This window comes from Brevibacterium sp. 'Marine' (assembly GCF_012844365.1).
Classification (GTDB): domain Bacteria; phylum Actinomycetota; class Actinomycetes; order Actinomycetales; family Brevibacteriaceae; genus Brevibacterium.
Map to the genome: position 1 here is coordinate 831,055 of NZ_CP051626.1, position 17,894 is coordinate 848,948.

The following is a 17,894-nucleotide window of genomic DNA, read 5'->3' on the forward strand; positions in this document are numbered from 1 at the left end:
GGTGAATGAAACAATTTTTCGCGCACACAAAGCCGGCCCTGTTTGGGGGTTGGGTGAGTGTGTAAGAGCGCATGGTGGATGCCTTGGCATCAGGAGCCGATGAAGGACGTGGAAATCTGCGATAAGCCTCGGGGAGCCGATAAACAGGCGTTGATCCGAGGGTCTCCGAATGGGGAAACCCCGCCACTCGTGAGGGTGGTGACCCGTGTCTGAATATATAGGGCATGTGGAGGGAACGCGGGGAAGTGAAACATCTCAGTACCCGCAGGAAGAGAAAATAACAATGATTCCGGGAGTAGTGGCGAGCGAAACTGGATGAGCCTAAACCTTGTCAGTGTCAAGCGTGCTGGTGTTGCTGTCAGGGTGTTGTGGGGTGTGCATGGTCCGGTTCAGCATGACTGGTCCGCGAGCGTGGTTGGTGTAGTCGAACCTGGTGGGAAACAGGACCGGAGTGGGTGAGAGTCCCGTAGACGAAACATTGACCTGTCGTGGTGTGTGCGTTGCCCGAGTAGCACGGAACTCGTGGAATTTCGTGTGAATCTGCCAGGACCACCTGGTAAGGCTAAATACTTCCTGATGACCGATAGCGGAATGAGTACCGTGAGGGAATGGTGAAAAGTACCCCGGGAGGGGAGTGAAAGAGTACCTGAAACCATGTGCTTACAATCCGTCAGAGCAGTATCTTGATGACTGTGATGGCGTGCCTTTTGAAGAATGAGCCTGCGAGTTAGCGGTGCGTGGCGAGGTTAACCCGTGTGGGGTAGCCGTAGCGAAAGCGAGTCCGAATAGGGCGAATTGAGTCGCGTGTCCTAGACCCGAAGCGGAGTGATCTAGCCATGGGCAGGGTGAAGCGTGTGTAAGAGCGCGTGGAGGCCCGCACCCACTTCAGTTGAAAATGGAGGGGATGACCTGTGGTTAGGGGTGAAAGGCCAATCAAACTCTGTGATAGCTGGTTCTCCCCGAAATGCATTTAGGTGCAGCGTTGCGTGGTTCTTGCTGGAGGTAGAGCTACTGGATGGCTGATGGGCCCTACCGGGTTACTGACGTCAACTAAACTCCGAATGCCAGTCAAGGTTCAGCGTGGCAGTGAGACAGTGGGGGATAAGCTTCATTGTCGAGAGGGAAACAGCCCAGACCATCAACTAAGGCCCCTAAGCGTGTGCTCAGTGGGAAAGGATGTTCAGTTGCGAAGACAACCAGGAGGTTGGCTTAGAAGCAGCCATCCTTGAAAGAGTGCGTAATAGCTCACTGGTCAAGTGATTGAGCGCCGATAATGTAGCGGGGCTAAGTACACCGCCGAAGTTGTGGCAGCACCACGGACGCCGTAATGGTGTGGTGTTGGGTAGGGGAGCGTCGAGTTGCCGGTGAAGTCGCCGTGTGAACGAGTGGTGGAGGCGATTCGAGTGAGAATGCAGGCATGAGTAGCGAAAGACGGGTGAGAAACCCGTCCACCGGATGACCAAGGGTTCCAGGGCTAGGCTAATCCGCCCTGGGTAAGTCGGGACCTAAGGCGAGGCCGACAGGCGTAGTCGATGGACAACCAGTTGATATTCTGGTACCGACACACAACCGACAGTACCAAAACACATGAGACTAACCATCCAATTCCTCCTTTGAGTCTTCGGACTTGATGTTGGGGTTGCGGGTGGGACCTGAGTGTGGAGTCGGTAAGCGTGAGGTGTGACGCAGAAAGGTAGCCAGGCCGTGCGATGGTAGTCACGGTCTAAGGTTGTAGCACGTGGGGGTAGGTAAATCCGTCCCCACAAGTGTGTGAGAGCTGATGGGCGCCCCACATTGGTGGGGTGATCTGGTGATCCTCTGCTGCCGAGAAAAGCATCGACGTGAGGGTGTGTGTTGCCCGTACCCTATAACCGACACAGGTGGTCGAGTAGAGAATACTAAGGTGATCGAGAGAATCGTGGTTAAGGAACTCGGCAAAATGCCCCCGTAACTTCGGGAGAAGGGGGACCATCCCGGTGAACCCAACTTGCTTGGGGATGTGCTGGTGGTGGTCGCAGAGGCCAGAGAGAAGCGACTGTTTATTAAAAACACAGGTCCGTGCGAAGATGTAAGTCGATGTATACGGACTGACGCCTGCCCGGTGCTGGAAGGTTAAGAGGACCTGTTAACCCGTAAGGGTGAAGCGGAGAATTTAAGCCCCAGTAAACGGCGGTGGTAACTATAACCATCCTAAGGTAGCGAAATTCCTTGTCGGGTAAGTTCCGACCTGCACGAATGGCGTAACGACTTCTCTGCTGTCTCAACCACGAACTCGGCGAAATTGCATTACGAGTAAAGATGCTCGTTACGCGCAGCAGGACGGAAAGACCCCGAGACCTTCACTATAGTTTGGTATTGGGATTCGGTGTGGTTTGTGTAGGATAGGTGGAAGACTGTGAAGCCCTGACGCTAGTTGGGGTGGAGTCGATCGGTGAAATACCACTCTGACCATAGTGGATTCCTTAACTTCGGACCCTGATCGGGTTCAGGGACAGTGCCTGATGGGTAGTTTAACTGGGGCGGTTGCCTCCTAAAGAGTAACGGAGGCGCCCAAAGGTTCCCTCAGCCTGGTTGGCAATCAGGTGTCGAGTGTAAGTGCACAAGGGAGCTTGACTGTGAGACGGACGTGTCGAGCAGGAGCGAAAGCTGGGACTAGTGACCCGGCCATGGCTTGTGGAAGCGTGGTCGCTCAACGGATAAAAGGTACCTCGGGGATAACAGGCTGATCTTGCCCAAGAGTCCATATCGACGGCATGGTTTGGCACCTCGATGTCGGCTCGTCGCATCCTGGGGCTGGAGTCGGTCCCAAGGGTTGGGCTGTTCGCCCATTAAAGCGGTACGCGAGCTGGGTTTAGAACGTCGTGAGACAGTTCGGTCCCTATCCGCTGCGTGCGTAGGAAATTTGTGGAGGTCTGTCCTTAGTACGAGAGGACCGGGACGGACGAACCTCTGGTGTGCCAGTTGTTCCGCCAGGAGCATGGCTGGTTGGCTACGTTCGGGATGGATAACCGCTGAAAGCATCTAAGCGGGAAGCCGGCTCCGAGATGAGATTTCCAACTGACTTTTGTCAGGGGAGGTGTCCTATAGATGATGGGGTTGATAGGCCGGGTATGGAAGCACAGCAATGTGTGGAGTTGACTGGTACTAATACACCGATCACTCACCAACCATTCCAAGTGGGGTTGGTGTGTGCGAGAGAGTGTTTCTGTGAGTAATCTTTTCTAGTTGTGATGAGAGAATGCGCCCTTGTGGGGTGCGCATGACATTGTTTTTGGTGTTCGCGTTCGCTGTGCGGTTCTTGGACCACTACCGCTGACAATCCTTGTGGGTTGTGGTGGTGGTCTGTGTGGTTTTGCGGTGGTGATAGTGGTGGGGAAACGCCCGGTTAACCGTTCCGATCCCGGTAGCTAAGCCCATTCGCGCTGATGGTACTGCAACTTGGTGGTTGTGGGAGAGTAAGTGACTGCCGCAATAATTTTTTAGTGGGGAGGCTCTGCTTCTGATCTTCGGGTCAGGGGCAGGGCCTTTCCTGTATTCACGATCGGGTGTGTTGCGTGTATTCACGATGAGGTGTGTTGCCCGTGCTTGTTGCTACCTGATGGGGGCCGGGCTACCTGGCGCGGGGTTGCTGCGCCCCCGCCAGGTAGTAATAGGGTGGTGGGGAATGTCTTTTGGAATGGTCGGGAGAACCCCACTTCGGGGCAAGTGGTTTTGTCAGTAATCTGATCACCATGATGACGCAAGACACTGCGATACAGGAACAATCAACAGAACAGTCAGCTCAGCAGCTTCGGTCACGATCTCTATGGGTCGGGATCCTTTGGGCCCTCCACTGGGTGCTCCGGACGGGGCTGGCGGTGTCTCTCCTGCCCTACGCCTGGACGAAGGTCTTTCACGTTCAGATGGGTTACGCCGACTACGCCGATGCTCTTGTCCAATACGGCGAGATGAGCCCCATGGGACTGCTGTGGCGCTTCATGGCGTTCTCCCCGACCGTGCAGTTTCTGGCGGGCGTCGCTGAGCTGATCGCCGTCATCCTGCTGCTCTTCCGGCGCTCTGCCTGGCTCGGTGCGCTCATCGCTGCTCTGGACATGAGCGTCGTCTTCCTGCTCAACCTGACGTTCGACGTGCCGGTGAAGCAACTGTCCGGAGCGATGGCACTGGTCGGTCTCATCCTTCTCATCCCGAATGTGCCTCGAGTCATGCGATTCATACTCGGGCGCAGCGTCGGTCCTGCGGTCAGCGGCCTCATCTGGCGCAACCGGATCTTCGTACGGATCACACGCTGGGTATCCCCGATACTTGCCATCGTCATCATCATCGGCAGCGGTCTGGCAACCGGTATCAGCTTGAATTGGGGCAACCGCGGCACTCCCGAGGAGATCTCAGGTGTCTACACCGTCACTACGTCAGGCAAGACGACCCCGATCGAAGGCACCGACCACACGACCGCAGACATCGCTCAGATCGCCTTCGGGCAGATCGGATCGGGCAAGGGCAAGAGAATGAGCGTGCGGTACTCCGACGGAGACTTCCAGGACGGTGTCTACAGCGTCGATGGCCAGTCGATCACAGGGAAGCTCTTTCCGGTCCGGAAAGGTGCTCAGACCCTCATTCGCGATCCCTCCGGCACGGTCGAGTTCCGGTACTCGAAGGTCGGAGAGGGGGAGTTCTCTCTGCGGACAGAAGACTCGGAACTGACACTGCACAACGATGACGAGAGACGTTTCCTCTTCGACCGCGGGTTCCGATGGGGTCCCGAGGCACCCGTGAATCGCTGAAGGGCGATGAATGATCCGGCAGATCAAAAGCTGCTTCAACGACCGAACAACTTCGAGAACAGGCCCTTCTTCTTCGGCTTGGCCTCCTCGACTGGTTCTTCCTCGGCAGAAGTCTCTGCCCGCGCAGGCTCGACAGGCTCGTCTCCGCGCGGTCGTTCGTCTTCCGGCTGGTGCTGTCCGCGTGCGGCATCCGAAGCCTCCGCCGCAGGCTCTGCGGCTTCGTCGGCCCGAGCCTCGGCCGCCGGGGTCGCCTCCGCTGCCGGCTTCTCATCCGGCACGGACTCCGCGGGCGCAGTTTCCTCTGCCTGAGCAGGTACCGGAGTTGCCGGGGCCGTCTCAGAAGGCGCGACAGCGTCTTCCGCGGCGGTAGCGGAAGCTGAATCCGGCGTACGGGAGGCGGGGGTGCCCGTGGCTCCCCCGGCGGCGGCGAACTGGTCGGCGGCCTCACCCTCCAAGGGAGCGTTCAGGTCGCAGTTGGAGATGCGACGCTGATCGTCGAAGGACAGGTCGGCGGAGCCGTCGGAGAACAGCATCCGCAGCCCACCCTCGGGCAGCTCTGCCGTCGGAACGCCGCGCTTAGCGACGTACGCTTCGACAGCCGCGCGGTGATCGGTCACCGTCGTCTGTGTCAGACCCTGCATGAGCGCGCGCACAGAGACTTTGACCTGCGGTGCGGGCAGGGCGACTTCGGCGGCATCGACGAGCAGCCATACCGTGGTCCCGGCACCGGCGGCGGCAGGATAGTGGGCCCACTTGTCAGTGGCCTCCTTCGACGCCAGGGTCAGGCGCAGTGCGAGCTCCTCATCGAGGGACAGCTCCGGGGTCGTGAGCTCGGTGACATCCTCGGCGGCCCCGTACTTGCGCACCTCGTGGGAGAGCCCGACGACGGCATCGGGGAAGTCATTGACGTTCTCCCATCCCCACAGCCAAGTCTTCTCCCGGTCGGACTCGGAACCGAGCAGATGTGGTCGGGCGCGCAGAACGGCACCGTCGGCCGACGTGAACGTCAGATGCGGGTCGGAGCTGAAGTCGACTTCCCACTCGGCGTCGGCGATGAGCGCACCGAAATGCGTCTGCACCTCCGTCGAGTAGAAGACGGCGCGGTTGACCAGGTCCTGCAGAGTTGAGCTCATGCTGTCAAGCGTATGCGGGAGCGCCCGAGAATCGAGGAGGCACGCGGTGCGATGGCCGTGTCAGTGCCTCATGGTGGAGTAGATATCTCAGCAGAACTGCCAGAATCGTCGTCCGTTCACATACCTCGGGGAGGAGAACTCATGTAAGGTAGTCTGTTGCGCTTCGCAACTCTCACGACTCAACTGTCAGCCTTTCTTCACTCTGGACGTTCAACGTGGCATTACTCCGCCTGTCCCTGAAATACGCCAAGAACTATTGGCCCTTCATCATTCTGGTCGTCATCCTGCAGCTGGCCTCGACCATCGCAGCGTTGTACCTTCCCAGCCTCAATGCTCGGATCATCGACGAAGGCGTCGCCAAGGGCGATACCGACTTCATCTGGTCGACGGGCATGACGATGCTGCTCGTCTGCCTCGTGCAGGTCGTCACCGCGATCACTGCGATCTACTTCGGTGCCCGCACGGGAATGGGCGTCGGCCGCGACCTCCGCAGAGCGATCTACCGGCAGGTCGATGACCTGTCGATGCTCGAGGTCGGAAAATTCGGCTCCGCCACTCTCATCACCCGCAACACCAACGACGTCCAACAGGTGCAGATGCTGGTGCTCATGACCCTGAACTTCATGGTCTCGACCCCGATCATGTGCATCGGCGGCATCATCATGGCCCTGCGGGAAGACGCGGGGCTGTCCTGGCTGGTGTGGGTCTCCGTGCCCGTCCTCTTCATCGTCGTCGCCATCCTCGTCTACCTCCTCATGCCGCTGTTCCGCCGCATGCAGGGCCAGGTCGACGACATCAACGGGGTTCTGCGCGAACAGATCACCGGCATCCGCGTCATCCGCGCCTTCGTTCGCGAACCCTTTGAGACCGACCGATATGCCGATGCCAACCGTGCCCTGACCGAGACCTCGGTCAAGGTCGGCAATCTGTTCGTGCTCATGTTCCCCGCCATCATGATGATCCTCCACCTCGCGACCGCGGCCGTCCTGTGGTTCGGCGGTCATCGCGTCGACGCCGGACAGATGGAAGTGGGATCGCTGACGGCGTTCCTGCAGTACCTGCTGCAGATCCTGGTGGCCGTGATGATGGGCGTATTCATGATGATGATGATTCCGCGCGCCGTCGTCTGCGCCGAACGCATCGCAGAGATCCTCGACACCCGCAGCACGATGACCATCCCCGCCGGTGTCACAGACCTGCCCGGCCGTGGTGAGCTCGAATTCCGCAATGTCTCCTTCGGATATCCCGGCGCCGAGGTGCCCGTGCTGGAAGGACTGACCTTCACCGCCCAGCCCGGAACGACCACCGCGATCATCGGCTCGACCGGCTCCGGCAAATCGACGATCGTCAACCTCATCCCCAGACTCATCGATCCGCAGGCAGGCGAGATCCTCATCGACGGCATCCCCGTCACCGAGTTCAACCGTCACCAGCTGGCCCAGCTCATCGGTCTCGTCCCGCAGAAGCCGTATCTGTTCTCCGGCACGATCGCCTCGAACCTGCGTTTCGGAAACGAGGACGCCACCGATGACGAGCTGTGGGAGGCCCTGCGCATCGCTCAGGCTGACGACTTCGTCATCGAGAAGGAGGACCGGCTCTCAGAGCGCGTCGCCCAGGGAGGCACGAACTACTCCGGCGGTCAGCGTCAGCGTCTCTGCATCGCCAGAGCGCTGACGGTGAAGCCGCAGATCTATGTCTTCGACGATTCGTTCTCCGCCCTCGACGTCGCCACCGACGCACGGCTGCGGGCGGCCCTCGACGAATCGACGGGGGAGGCCACCGTCATCGTCGTCGCCCAACGCGTGTCGACGATCCGGGACGCCGACCAGATCATCGTCCTCGAAGCAGGGAAGATCGTCGGCCGCGGCACCCATGACGAACTCGCCGAGGCGAACCCGACGTATCGCGAGATCATCGAATCCCAGCTGACCGCGGAAGAGGTGAACTGACATGGCCGACGAAACCTCGACCGAGACCGTGGTGGCTGCGGAAGACGAGTACATTCCCAGCGGCGAGGACCTGGAGATGAGCGGAGGCACACCTCCGCGCAAGGCCAAGCACTTCTGGCCCTCGGTCAAACGGCTGTTCGGGCTCATGGCCAGCGAGAAGAAAGGGCTGATCTACGTCGTCGCCCTCGTCGTCGGCTCCGTGGTCCTCACCGTCATCGCTCCCAAGGTCCTCGGCAAGGCGATGGACGTCGTCTACTCCGGAGTCATCGGTGCTGGGCTGCCCGCAGGTGCGAATATCGACGACATCATCGCCGGGGCCCGCGCCGAAGGCCGCGACGACTTCGCCGATATGCTCGCCACCGCCGAGGTGGTGCCCGGGCAGGGAATCGACTTCACCGCCCTCGGGCAGATCATCATCGTCGTCCTGCTCATGTACCTCGTGGCCTCGATGCTCATGTGGGCGCAGGGATACATCCTCAACGCCCTGGTCATGCGGGTCGTCTACCGACTGCGTGAGGACATCGAACGCAAGATCAACCGACTGCCGCTGCGCTACTTCGACACGCGGCAGCGCGGCGATGTGATGTCGCGAGTGACCAACGATGTCGACAACATCCAGCAGGCCCTGCAGCAGGCGTTCTCGCAGCTCGTGCAGTCGGCGCTGACGATCATCGGCATCGGGGTGATGATGTTCATCGTGTCCTGGCAGCTAGCGCTGCTGGCCCTCATCGCTCTGCCGCTGTCGGCGATCATCGCCGGTGTCATCGGCACTCGGTCGCAGAAGCTGTTCAAGGCGCAGTGGAAGCACACCGGTGAGGTCAACGGGCACGTCGAAGAGTCGTTCTCCGGCCTCGACATCGTCAGGGCCTTCGGCCGTGATGAGGTCATGCTCGAGGAGTTCGACCGTCGCAACGAATCGCTGTACAAGGCCTCAGCGGGAGCACAGTTCGTCTCCGGCATGATCATGCCCTCGATGCAGTTCGTGTCCTACCTCAGCTATGTCCTCATCGCAGTCGCCGGCGGCCTCAAGGTGGCAACGGGGCAGATGACGCTCGGCGATGCGACCGCGTTCATCCAGTATTCCCGTGAGTTCTCGCAGCCGATCTCCGAGATGGCCGGTGTCGCGAACATGCTCCAGTCCGGAGTCGCCTCGGCGGAGCGGACCTTCGAGCTGCTCGACGCCGAGGAGGAAGATCCCGACGAGGTGCAGCGGGAACTGCCCCCGCGCACCCCGGGCAAGGTCGAGTTCTCCGAGGTGAGCTTCCGCTACGCTCCCGAGATTCCTCTCATCGAGAAGGTGTCCTTCACCGCAGAACCGGGACACACGGTGGCGATCGTCGGACCCACCGGTGCCGGCAAGACCACCTTGGTCAATCTCGTGATGCGCTTCTACGAGATCACGGGCGGAACCATCTTCCTCGACGGCATCGACACCCGCGACCTCAGCCGTGCCGACCTCCGCTCGCATGTGGGCATGGTGCTCCAGGACGCCTGGCTGTACGAGGGCACGATCGCCGACAACATCCGCTACGGTCGGCTGGGTGCCACCGATGAGGAAGTCGTCGCAGCTGCCAAGGCGACGATGGTCGACCGGTTCGTGCGTCAGCTGCCCGACGGCTATGACACGGTCATCGATTCCGACAGTGGAAGCGTCTCGGCCGGTGAGCGACAGCTCATCACGATCGCTCGAGCCTTCCTCGCCGACCCCTCGCTGCTCATCCTCGATGAGGCGACCTCCTCGGTCGACACCCGCACCGAGGTGCTCGTGCAGCAGGCGATGGCGGCGCTGCGGACCGATCGGACGTCGTTCGTCATCGCCCACCGGCTGTCGACGATCCGTGACGCTCACACCATCCTCGTGATGGAGGACGGCGCAATCGTCGAGCACGGCAATCATGAGCAGCTGCTTGCCTCACAAGGCGCCTACTACCGGCTGTACATGTCGCAGTTCCGCGGGGAGGACGCCGAGGAGCAGTTCACCGCCGAGGTGCTCGCCGAGACCGAGCCCGAGTCTGGTACGCCGGTCGGCGACGAGACCGGGTCCTCCGACGGTGACAGTGCGGACGGGCCGAACGTCGAAGGCGAGAGCACCGAGGCGCCGGCAGAAGAGGGGTCCTCGCCGCAGGCCTGACAGTTCCAACCGGTCGCAGGGTCCCCGAGCTCGAGCTCGGGGACCCTGCCTCGTTTTCACCGCAGAAATCAGGAAATGAACGGAAATCCGGCATAACGATTTCTGCCTGGCTTATGCCGAAATCGACCCGAATGTGACATTGATCTGACTGCTCTGCCGTGTGGATCTCGGACCCCGACTCGACGTTGCTGTGCAGGTGAGAGCACAGCAGCTGGTCCGAACCCGCGGGGCGCCCTAGATCGGGCGCGCGAACAGTATTGCGAAGTGATAAACATTCGGCACAACACCTCTATCACTTCTGTCATGACCTAAATGAACTAAAGTCGTGCGCACTCCTCTGCCTGCGTATGGTCCAAGCCATAACTGAAGACGGCAACCGGCCAGAACTCTGGAAGGACCATCATGAGACGGTTGGCAATGGCGGCAACATTCGCCCTGGCACTCTCCATCGGAGGACTGAGTCCGGCGGTCGCGCTGGCCGACGACAAGTCTGCAGCAGACGCGACGGTCGTGCAGGGAGCAGGAAACGGTGACGCAGAAACCCCGGGTCCGGAGGATCCGCCCGCGGGCCCTGGTGACGACGCTGATCCCGGCAACGACGGCAGACCTACCGAACCCGGTGACGGGGAGGAATCGACTGATCCGGGAGGCGACGAGAACGCGGCCGATCCCGGCGACGGTGAAGAGGCGGCCGATCCTGGCGAAGGTTCGGAGGAGCCGTCCGAGGACTCAACCCCGATCGACGCCTCGTTCTCCCTCGACCGGTCGACGATGCCGGTCGACGAGGCGGCTGAATCCATCCCGTACACCATCACCGGATTGCAGGCCGGAGATACTGTCACCGCCGAACCGGGCGAGAACAGCTCCATCACCGTCGACAGCGACGGAACGTTCAACGGAGAGCTCCGCGGCAATACCGAGCTCAAGGTCGGCGATGTCGTCGATGTCACCGTGACCGTCGCCCGCGACGGGCAGGAGTCGAAGACGTTCACCGGCAGCGTGGAGATCACCGACAGCCAAGATGAGTCGGATGCGGCAGTCAGCGTCGATCCGCAGAGCCAGGGGATCGATTCGTACCTCGACAACGGTGTCGACATCACCGTGAGCAGCTGCGAACCGGGCGAGAAGGTGCCAATCACCATCGTCCGCAAGGGCGAGGACACGAATATCTGGGAAGAGACGAAGACCGCCGGCGACGACGGTTCGGTCTCTGCGTCCTTCATGCCCGGCACCGGTGGCGACGGCTGGATCGGTGACTTCGTGGTCAGCGCGAAGTGCGGCGGCACGAGCGCCGAGACGACATACTCGGTCACTGAGAACGACGACGGAACTGATGCCGATCTCAGTGTCACTCCGCAGAGCCAGAAGCTGGCCGACTTCCTCGAGAACGGTGTCAACATCACCCTCGTCAACTGCCACGTCGACTCCGAGGTGACGTTCCAGGTGAGCTCCGCGAAAGACCCCGACACCGTGATCTGGGAAGAGACCCAGGAGGCCGGTGAAGATGCGGCCGGATCCGTTCAGTTCCTCCCGGACGGTGACGGCGGCACCGGTTGGATCGGTGACTTCACCGTCGCCGCCTCCTGCGGCGACAAGAGCGCCGAGACCACGTTCACGGTCACCGATGACGGCAGCGTCGTCGACCCGACGCTCTCGATCAGTCCCGAACGAATCTCCGGAGTGGACTTCATCGACCGAGACAAGGGCGTACAGATGACTCTCACCGACTGCGCAGCGGACGCCGATGTGCATTTCGAGGTGTACTCGGGTGATAAGAGCGAGAAGCTCTACGAGCAGACGGCAACGGCTGATCAGGATGGCGCAGCCGGAATCCAGGTCTACGGCCTCGGGGATGATCCCGCGTACTACGTCGGGACGTACCAAGTCGTCGCCGCTTGTATGGACGTCAGCAGGTCAGGAAAGTTCGTCGTGACCGGTGGTGAGTCCGGTGGCGGTAACGGCGGGGATTCCGGCGGATCCGGAGACGGCTCGTCGATGCCGCGTACCGGTGCTGAACTCACCGGACTGACGGCAGGCGCCCTGCTCATCCTCGGCGGTGGAGCAGCCATCGGACTGGCCCGCCGGAAGAACAAGAGCTGACAGCGACCGGTGACCCGTCGGGTTGGTGACTCCACCCGGCCCGACGGCGACCGTGGTGACTGCGAAAGCGACACACTGCTGTCCGGCCACAACAGCTCAGGCCCCGAACTCGCAAAGAACCGAGTTCGGGGCCTGAAGCGTGTCCGAGCAAAGCCGGACCACGTGCCGGGGTGGTCTCAGCCCTTGGCGACGAGAGTGCGCACGGCCGAGGAGAAGAACCCCTGACCGTCGATTCCGCCGCCGGACTCGGGGCCGAAACCGGCCTCGACGGCGTGTTCGGGGTGCGGCATGAGACCGACGACGTTGCCTGCTTCGTTCGTGATTCCGGCGATGTCGCGCAGAGACCCGTTCGGGTTGAAGCCCTGGTAGCGGAAGACCACGCGCCCGGTGGACTCGAGCTCGTCGAGCACCTCGTCGGTGGCGACGAACCCGCCCTCACCGTTCTTCAGCGGAATGCGGATCGTCTCACCTTGCTCGTAGTCGCTCGTCCACGCGGTGTTCGCGTTCTCCACGACCAGGTCCTGGTCGCGGCAGATGAAGTGCTGGTGATCGTTTCTGATGAGGGCACCGGGCAGCAGACGGGACTCGCAGAGGATCTGGAAGCCGTTGCAGATGCCGAGCACCGGCATACCGGCATTCGCCGCAGCGACGACGGACTCCATGATCGGAGCGAATCCGGCGATCGCACCGCAGCGCAGGTAGTCACCGTAGGAGAATCCGCCCGGCAGGATGACGGCGTCGACACCGGACAGAGTCGAATCCGCATGCCACAGGTTCACCGGGTTCGCCCCTGCCAGGCGAACGGCTCGAGCGGCGTCACGGTCATCAAGCGTTCCGGGGAATGTGACGACTCCGACGGAGACACCGGACTCTGCGGTCGCCGCGGCGGTGGGATCAGCAGCGACAGCGGTCACGATGCATCCTCGGCCACGCGGACGGCCACAACGTTTTCGATCACGGGGTTCGACAGAAGCTTCTCCGCGGCTTCGCGTGCCTGGGCGAGGACCTCCTCGGTGGCTTCGCCGTCAACCTCGAGTTCGAACCTCTTGCCCTGACGAACCTCACCGAACCCGGTGAAGCCCAGACGGGTCAGTCCGCCGGAGATCGCCTTGCCCTGCGGGTCAAGGATCTCGGGTTTGGGCATCACCTCAACGACGACACGTGCCATGCGTGTACTGCTCCTTTGTGAAAGTGTTCGGGAGTTCCTCCCGCGCTCACCCAGAGTCTACCAACCACGGCCGAATTCCCCGCCTGGGGTCCGGACGCCGGACAGGCCGACGCGAGCTTACGAATCGAAGCCCATGCCCACTGCGTCGAGGACCTTGAGCAGAGGTCCGCGCCGACCCTCGTTCTCATCGGCCTTGATCAGTGCATTCGTCGTCATCTTGATGCCCAGCCAGGCCACGGGTTCGGGAGGGAACGGCAGGGGGAGCTTGCGCACCATCTCGAGCGCTGTCAGCTCGGTGTCCTCGCCGGAGAGCAGATCGAGCATGACCGTTCCGGCGAACCGCGACGCACCGACGCCGAGCCCGGTGAACCCGGCAGCCATGGCGACCTTCTTCCCATAGGCGCTGGTGAAGAACGAGAAGAACCGCGAGCAGGTGTCGATCGGTCCGCCCCATTTGTGAGTGAACTTCAGTCCGGCCAGCTGTGGGAAGGTCTCGAAGAAGTGCTCAGCGAGGGTCTCGAAGGTCTCGGGCCGCTGATCGTACTTCCACGACACCTTCCGTCCGAAGTGGTAGACGGCGTCCCAGCCGCCGAAGAGGATCCGATTGTCCGCGGTCAGCCGGTAGTAGTGGAAGCGATTCGCGCAGTCGCCGATGCCCTGGCGGCCCTCCCACCCGATCGCGGCCATCTGCTCGTCGGTCAACGGCTCGGTCATCAGCGCATAGTCGTAGACGGGAACGGTGTGCAGACTCACCCGCTTGAGCAGGGACGGGAACACATTCGTCGCCAACGCGACCCGCTTCGCCGTGATCGTGGTGCACGGCGCGGATGCGCAGTCCTCGATCGTCTCCGCGGTCACGCGGGTGCTTACCTGCACGGTCGACGTCGCATCGCTGACATCGGTGACCTTCGTGCCCTCATAGACGTCGACCCCGAGTTCGCGGATGACGCGCAGCAGCTCCCAGCACAGCTTCGCCGGATGGACCAGCGCGACCTCACGAGAATCCCACAGCGCACCCTTGTACGTCGGTGACTTGACGATCCCCGCGAGTTCCTGCTGGTCGAGGAAGACGAAACCGGAATCGGGATCGTGGGCCTCCCGCAGCTCGGCGACCTGGTAGTCCTCGGTGGCGACGTCGAGTTCGCCCGTGCGTTCGAACTCGACGTCCATTCCGTACTTCGCCACCGCTGCTTCGATGGCGTCGAGGTTCTCCCGGCCCAGCTGCGCGAGCCGATCGTTCTCCTCAGGCAGGTGGGCTAGCCCGTTGTCATAGCCGTGTGTGAGGCTGGCCGCGCAGAATCCGCCATTGCGCCCCGAGGCGGCCCACCCGATCGAGTTCGCCTCGACGAGCACGACCCGACGGCTCGGGTCCCGTTCCTTCGCCTGCAGCGCCGTCCACAGACCCGTGAACCCGCCGCCGACGACGAGGAGATCGGTCTCGCGGTCCTCGACCAGCGGCGGCAGCGGCGCCGGACGGAGGTCGGTATCGAGCCAGAACGGAATGGTCGAGGCGTCGGCCAATGCGGCATTGACGTCCATGTCACTTCACTTTCTTCACGGTGCGGTCGGCGGACACTCCGCCGGATGAGCAGGTGCGGGGTGGTGCGGAACGGCGGGCCGCCTCGGCGCCGGCGATCTTCGGGGTCGCCTCGGTGATGGGTTGGATCAGGCGGCCATGGTCTTGATGATCTCGGTGGCATTGCCGCCGGCCTTGCGCAGGACGAACCCGACGAAGCCGAGCGCGGCGAGGGTGAGCACGAACATCACCGTCGACATCGCCGCGACCTCGGGGCGCAGAGCCACGCGGACGGCGGAGAAGATGTAGACCGGCCACGGGGTGTAGCCCGGCTGCTGGACGAAGCTCGAGAGGATCGTGTTGTCGAGGCTGACGGTGAACGACATCAGGGCACCGGCGAGGATGCCGGGAGCCGCGATCGGCAGGGTGATGTCCTTGAACCGGTTCCACGGTGTCGCGCCGAGATCGGCGGCGGCGTCCTCGAGCTGGGTGTCCATGCCGGCGAGCCGGGCCCTGATGATGAACGTCACGATCGCCATCGAGAACATCGCATGCGAGATGATGAGCCTGACCAGACCGTTGTTGAGCGGAGTGATGCCCCAGTCGACGCCGACGGTGACGAACCACGGCAGGAACGAGATGCCGTCGACGATCTCGGGCGTGACCAGCGTCAGCCCGAGGATCGCGGTCAGTCCGAGCGCCCACCACGCGCCCCTTCGCGCCCTGGCCAGAGCGACCCCGCCGAGGGTGCCGAAGATCGTCGAGACGATGGCCGTGCCCACGGCCGCCTGCAGGCTCGTGACGATGGAGGAGACGATGATGTCGTTGTTGATGCCGCTGATGTAGGCGTGCAGGCCGAAACCGCGGAAGTTCGCGAGCACCTTGCCGTTGTTGAACGAATAGGCGATGATCACCGCGATCGGCACGAACAGGTAGACGAAGACGATGATGCCCCAGACGTGCAGAGCGATATCGGTCGGTGTCCGACGTGCGAACGTGTTCTTCTTCGGCATCTCAGGCCCTCCCGTCCTGCAGCGGAACACTGTTGAGTCTGGCGGTGATCGCCTGCCCGAGCTTGAGCAGAGCGAATCCGAGGCCGACGACGACCAAGGTGGAGATGATGAGGATCATCGCCATGGCCGCCCCGACCGCCCAGTTCTGTGCGGTGTTGAACTGATTGGCGATGAGCTGCCCGACCATCGAGCCGCTCGCCCCGCCGAGGACGGTCGCCGTGACGTAGTCGCCGTTGAGCGGGATGAACACGAGCAGGCAGCCGGAGACGACTCCCGGCATCGCCATCGGCAGCGTCACCCGCATGAAGGTCTTCACCTTCCCCGCGCCGAGGTCGTAGCTGGCCTCCCTCAGCTTCTTGCCGGAGGCGTCGATGGCGACGAACAGCGGCAGGATCATCAGCGGCAGATAGTTGTAGACGACGCCGATCTGCACAGCCGATCGGGTGTAGAGGATGTCCAGCGGTCCATCGAGCAGGCCGAGACCCTGCAGCCAGTTCGACAGGAACCCGTCGGGGGAGAGCATGATCTGCCAACCGAGGGTGCGGACGAGGAAGTTCGTCCAGAACGGCACCATCACCAATGCCAGGGCCAGGGAACGGCGGGCCGGGGAGACCTTGACCGCTAACCAGTAGGCGAAGGGCAGGGCGATGAGCAGGCACAGGATCGTGCCGACGATCGAGATCCGCAGGGTCGCGAAGAACGTGGAGACGAAGCTTGCGCTCATCGCCTCCGGGTATCGGTCGAAGGACAGCCGGTCGGTGGCGATGGCCGTGAACTCATCCGGTTTGTAGCCGAAGCTGTAGAAGACGATGAGTGCCAGCGGAACGATGAAGAAGAACAGCGCATAGGCCCACGTCGGAAACGACATGGCCGCCGGGCCGAAGAAACGCGGGGAGAGCCCGCGCCTGGCTGTCTCTGTGGTCGTGGTCGTGGTTGTGCTCATGCTCCACTCCTGGCCTGGGCGTCGGCAAAGATCTTCGTGCGGATCTGATCGGCCGGGGTCTGCTTGCTCGGTTCGAGACGGTCGAGGACCTCCTGGGCGGGGAAGATGAGGTCACGTTCGTCGAGGTCGGCTTTGACCGCCTGCTCTTCGAGCCCCTTCGTGCCGATCGGGTAGCCGATGTAGTCGAGCTGCTCGACGGCCGTGTCCGGGGAGATCATGTGGTTGATGAAGGCGTGAGCGGAGTCCGGGTGCGGAGCACCGGTGGCGATCGCCCACGTGTCCGTCCACAGGTTCGCCGACGGCGTCGGGAACACGAATTTCCAGTTCTCCGGATCCTTGACCTCCGACAGTCCCTGCCGGGCGTCACCGTTGAACGCATGCAGCAGAGTGAAGCTGCCCTGGATCATGCCGGTGGCGGCATTGCCGATATAGGCCTTGATGTTCGGGGCCAGCTGGTCGACGACGATCGTCCGAGCCCGGTCGAGTTCGTCTTCGTCCTCGGTGTTGAGGCTGACATCCATGGCGGCCAAGGCGATCGCTGAGACCTCCCACGGGTCCTCGAGCAGCGCCGTCGTGCCGGCCGCTTCCTTCTGCGCGGCGTCGACGAAGTCCTGCCAGCTGGTCAGCTCACGGTCGATCTTCGTCGTGTTGTAGACGAATCCGGTCGTGCCCCAGGCCTTACAGACCGTGTACGTGTTGTCCGGGTCGAAGTACTGGTTCTTGAAGTTGTCGTCGATGTGTTCGAAGTTCGGGATGAGCGAGAGATCGAGTTCTTGGAGCAGATCATGGTTGAGCATCTGCGGAACATTCGATCCCGTCGGCACGACCACGTCGTAGCCGGAGGTGCCGCGTGAAGTTGAGAGCTTCGCGGCGAGTTCCTCGTTCGATCCGTACGAGTCGACCTGGACGAGCACGTCATACTTCGATTTGAACGCCTCGATGAGTTCCGGAGCATCGTAGTCGCCCCACGAGTAGAGGTTGAGCTTCGACTCGAGCTTGCCGTCGGTCGGCGGCGACGCCGCCATCTTCGTGGTCTTCCCGCACGCGCTCAGTGCGCCGAGGCCCGCGACACCGAATCCGGCCAGCAGCGCTCGCCGGCTCAACCTCGCCGAGGCGGCCCGCGGGGCCAGGAATGTCACATCGGGTCGTGTGCCGGCCAT

Annotated in this window: 11 protein-coding genes and 2 rRNA genes; 6 read left to right on the top strand and 7 right to left on the bottom strand. The window is 62.1% G+C overall.

The genetic code is table 11. From position 1 onward, the window contains the following. Positions 1-51 precede the first annotated feature (51 nt). The 3 genes from HF684_RS03580 to HF684_RS03590 all read left to right on the top strand — a co-directional run bounded on the left by HF684_RS03580 (position 52) and on the right by HF684_RS03590 (position 4,781). Positions 52-3,168: ribosomal RNA gene (locus HF684_RS03580) — 23S ribosomal RNA — on the top strand. A 185-nt stretch (positions 3,169-3,353) separates the two neighbouring features. Then, positions 3,354-3,472 (top strand): 5S ribosomal RNA (rrf, locus tag HF684_RS03585). 385 nt (positions 3,473-3,857) lie between these two features. Then, positions 3,858-4,781, top strand: coding sequence for a DoxX family protein (locus tag HF684_RS03590; protein WP_248279101.1), 924 nt, complete (start codon positions 3,858-3,860; stop codon positions 4,779-4,781). A 35-nt stretch (positions 4,782-4,816) separates the two neighbouring features. On the opposite strand, the gene HF684_RS03595 is transcribed toward HF684_RS03590, so the two are convergent. Then, a complete protein-coding gene (locus HF684_RS03595) occupies positions 4,817-5,914 on the bottom strand; it encodes a DUF6882 domain-containing protein (RefSeq protein ID WP_169251379.1) in 1,098 nt (365 codons plus the stop codon). A gap of 215 nt (positions 5,915-6,129) precedes the next feature. On the opposite strand from HF684_RS03595, the gene HF684_RS03600 reads away from it, so the two are divergent. The 3 genes from HF684_RS03600 to HF684_RS03610 all read left to right on the top strand — a co-directional run bounded on the left by HF684_RS03600 (position 6,130) and on the right by HF684_RS03610 (position 12,094). Next, positions 6,130-7,863, top strand: a complete 1,734-nt coding sequence (locus HF684_RS03600) for an ABC transporter ATP-binding protein (RefSeq protein ID WP_169251380.1) — start codon at positions 6,130-6,132, stop codon at positions 7,861-7,863. Between the two features lies 1 nt (position 7,864). Next, positions 7,865-9,994, top strand: a complete 2,130-nt coding sequence (locus HF684_RS03605; RefSeq protein WP_282433915.1) for an ABC transporter ATP-binding protein — start codon at positions 7,865-7,867, stop codon at positions 9,992-9,994. A gap of 402 nt (positions 9,995-10,396) precedes the next feature. After that, positions 10,397-12,094: an LPXTG cell wall anchor domain-containing protein gene (locus HF684_RS03610; RefSeq protein ID WP_169251381.1), complete on the top strand. Its 1,698-nt coding sequence runs from the start codon at positions 10,397-10,399 to the stop codon at positions 12,092-12,094. Positions 12,095-12,270: 176 nt separating this feature from the next. Here HF684_RS03610 and purQ read toward each other — a convergent pair whose 3' ends face one another. The 6 genes from purQ to HF684_RS03640 form a co-directional block, all read right to left on the bottom strand. Then, positions 12,271-13,008: a phosphoribosylformylglycinamidine synthase subunit PurQ gene (gene purQ, locus HF684_RS03615; RefSeq protein WP_169251382.1), complete on the bottom strand. Its 738-nt coding sequence runs from the start codon at positions 13,006-13,008 to the stop codon at positions 12,271-12,273. Next, positions 13,005-13,262 carry a phosphoribosylformylglycinamidine synthase subunit PurS gene (gene purS / locus HF684_RS03620; RefSeq protein ID WP_025780534.1) on the bottom strand — a complete coding sequence of 86 codons (258 nt, stop codon included), beginning with the start codon at positions 13,260-13,262 and terminating at the stop codon, positions 13,005-13,007. The genes purQ and purS overlap by 4 nt, the downstream gene beginning before the upstream one ends. Positions 13,263-13,379: 117 nt before the next feature. Further along, a complete protein-coding gene (locus HF684_RS03625) occupies positions 13,380-14,801 on the bottom strand; it encodes an FAD-dependent oxidoreductase (RefSeq protein WP_169251383.1) in 1,422 nt (473 codons plus the stop codon). A gap of 126 nt (positions 14,802-14,927) precedes the next feature. Beyond that, positions 14,928-15,791, bottom strand: a complete 864-nt coding sequence (locus HF684_RS03630; RefSeq protein WP_025780532.1) for an ABC transporter permease — start codon at positions 15,789-15,791, stop codon at positions 14,928-14,930. Position 15,792: 1 nt separating this feature from the next. Next, positions 15,793-16,734: an ABC transporter permease gene (locus HF684_RS03635; RefSeq protein ID WP_169251384.1), complete on the bottom strand. Its 942-nt coding sequence runs from the start codon at positions 16,732-16,734 to the stop codon at positions 15,793-15,795. Beyond that, positions 16,731-17,894, bottom strand: coding sequence for a spermidine/putrescine ABC transporter substrate-binding protein (locus tag HF684_RS03640; protein WP_169251385.1), 1,164 nt, complete (start codon positions 17,892-17,894; stop codon positions 16,731-16,733). The genes HF684_RS03635 and HF684_RS03640 overlap by 4 nt, the downstream gene beginning before the upstream one ends.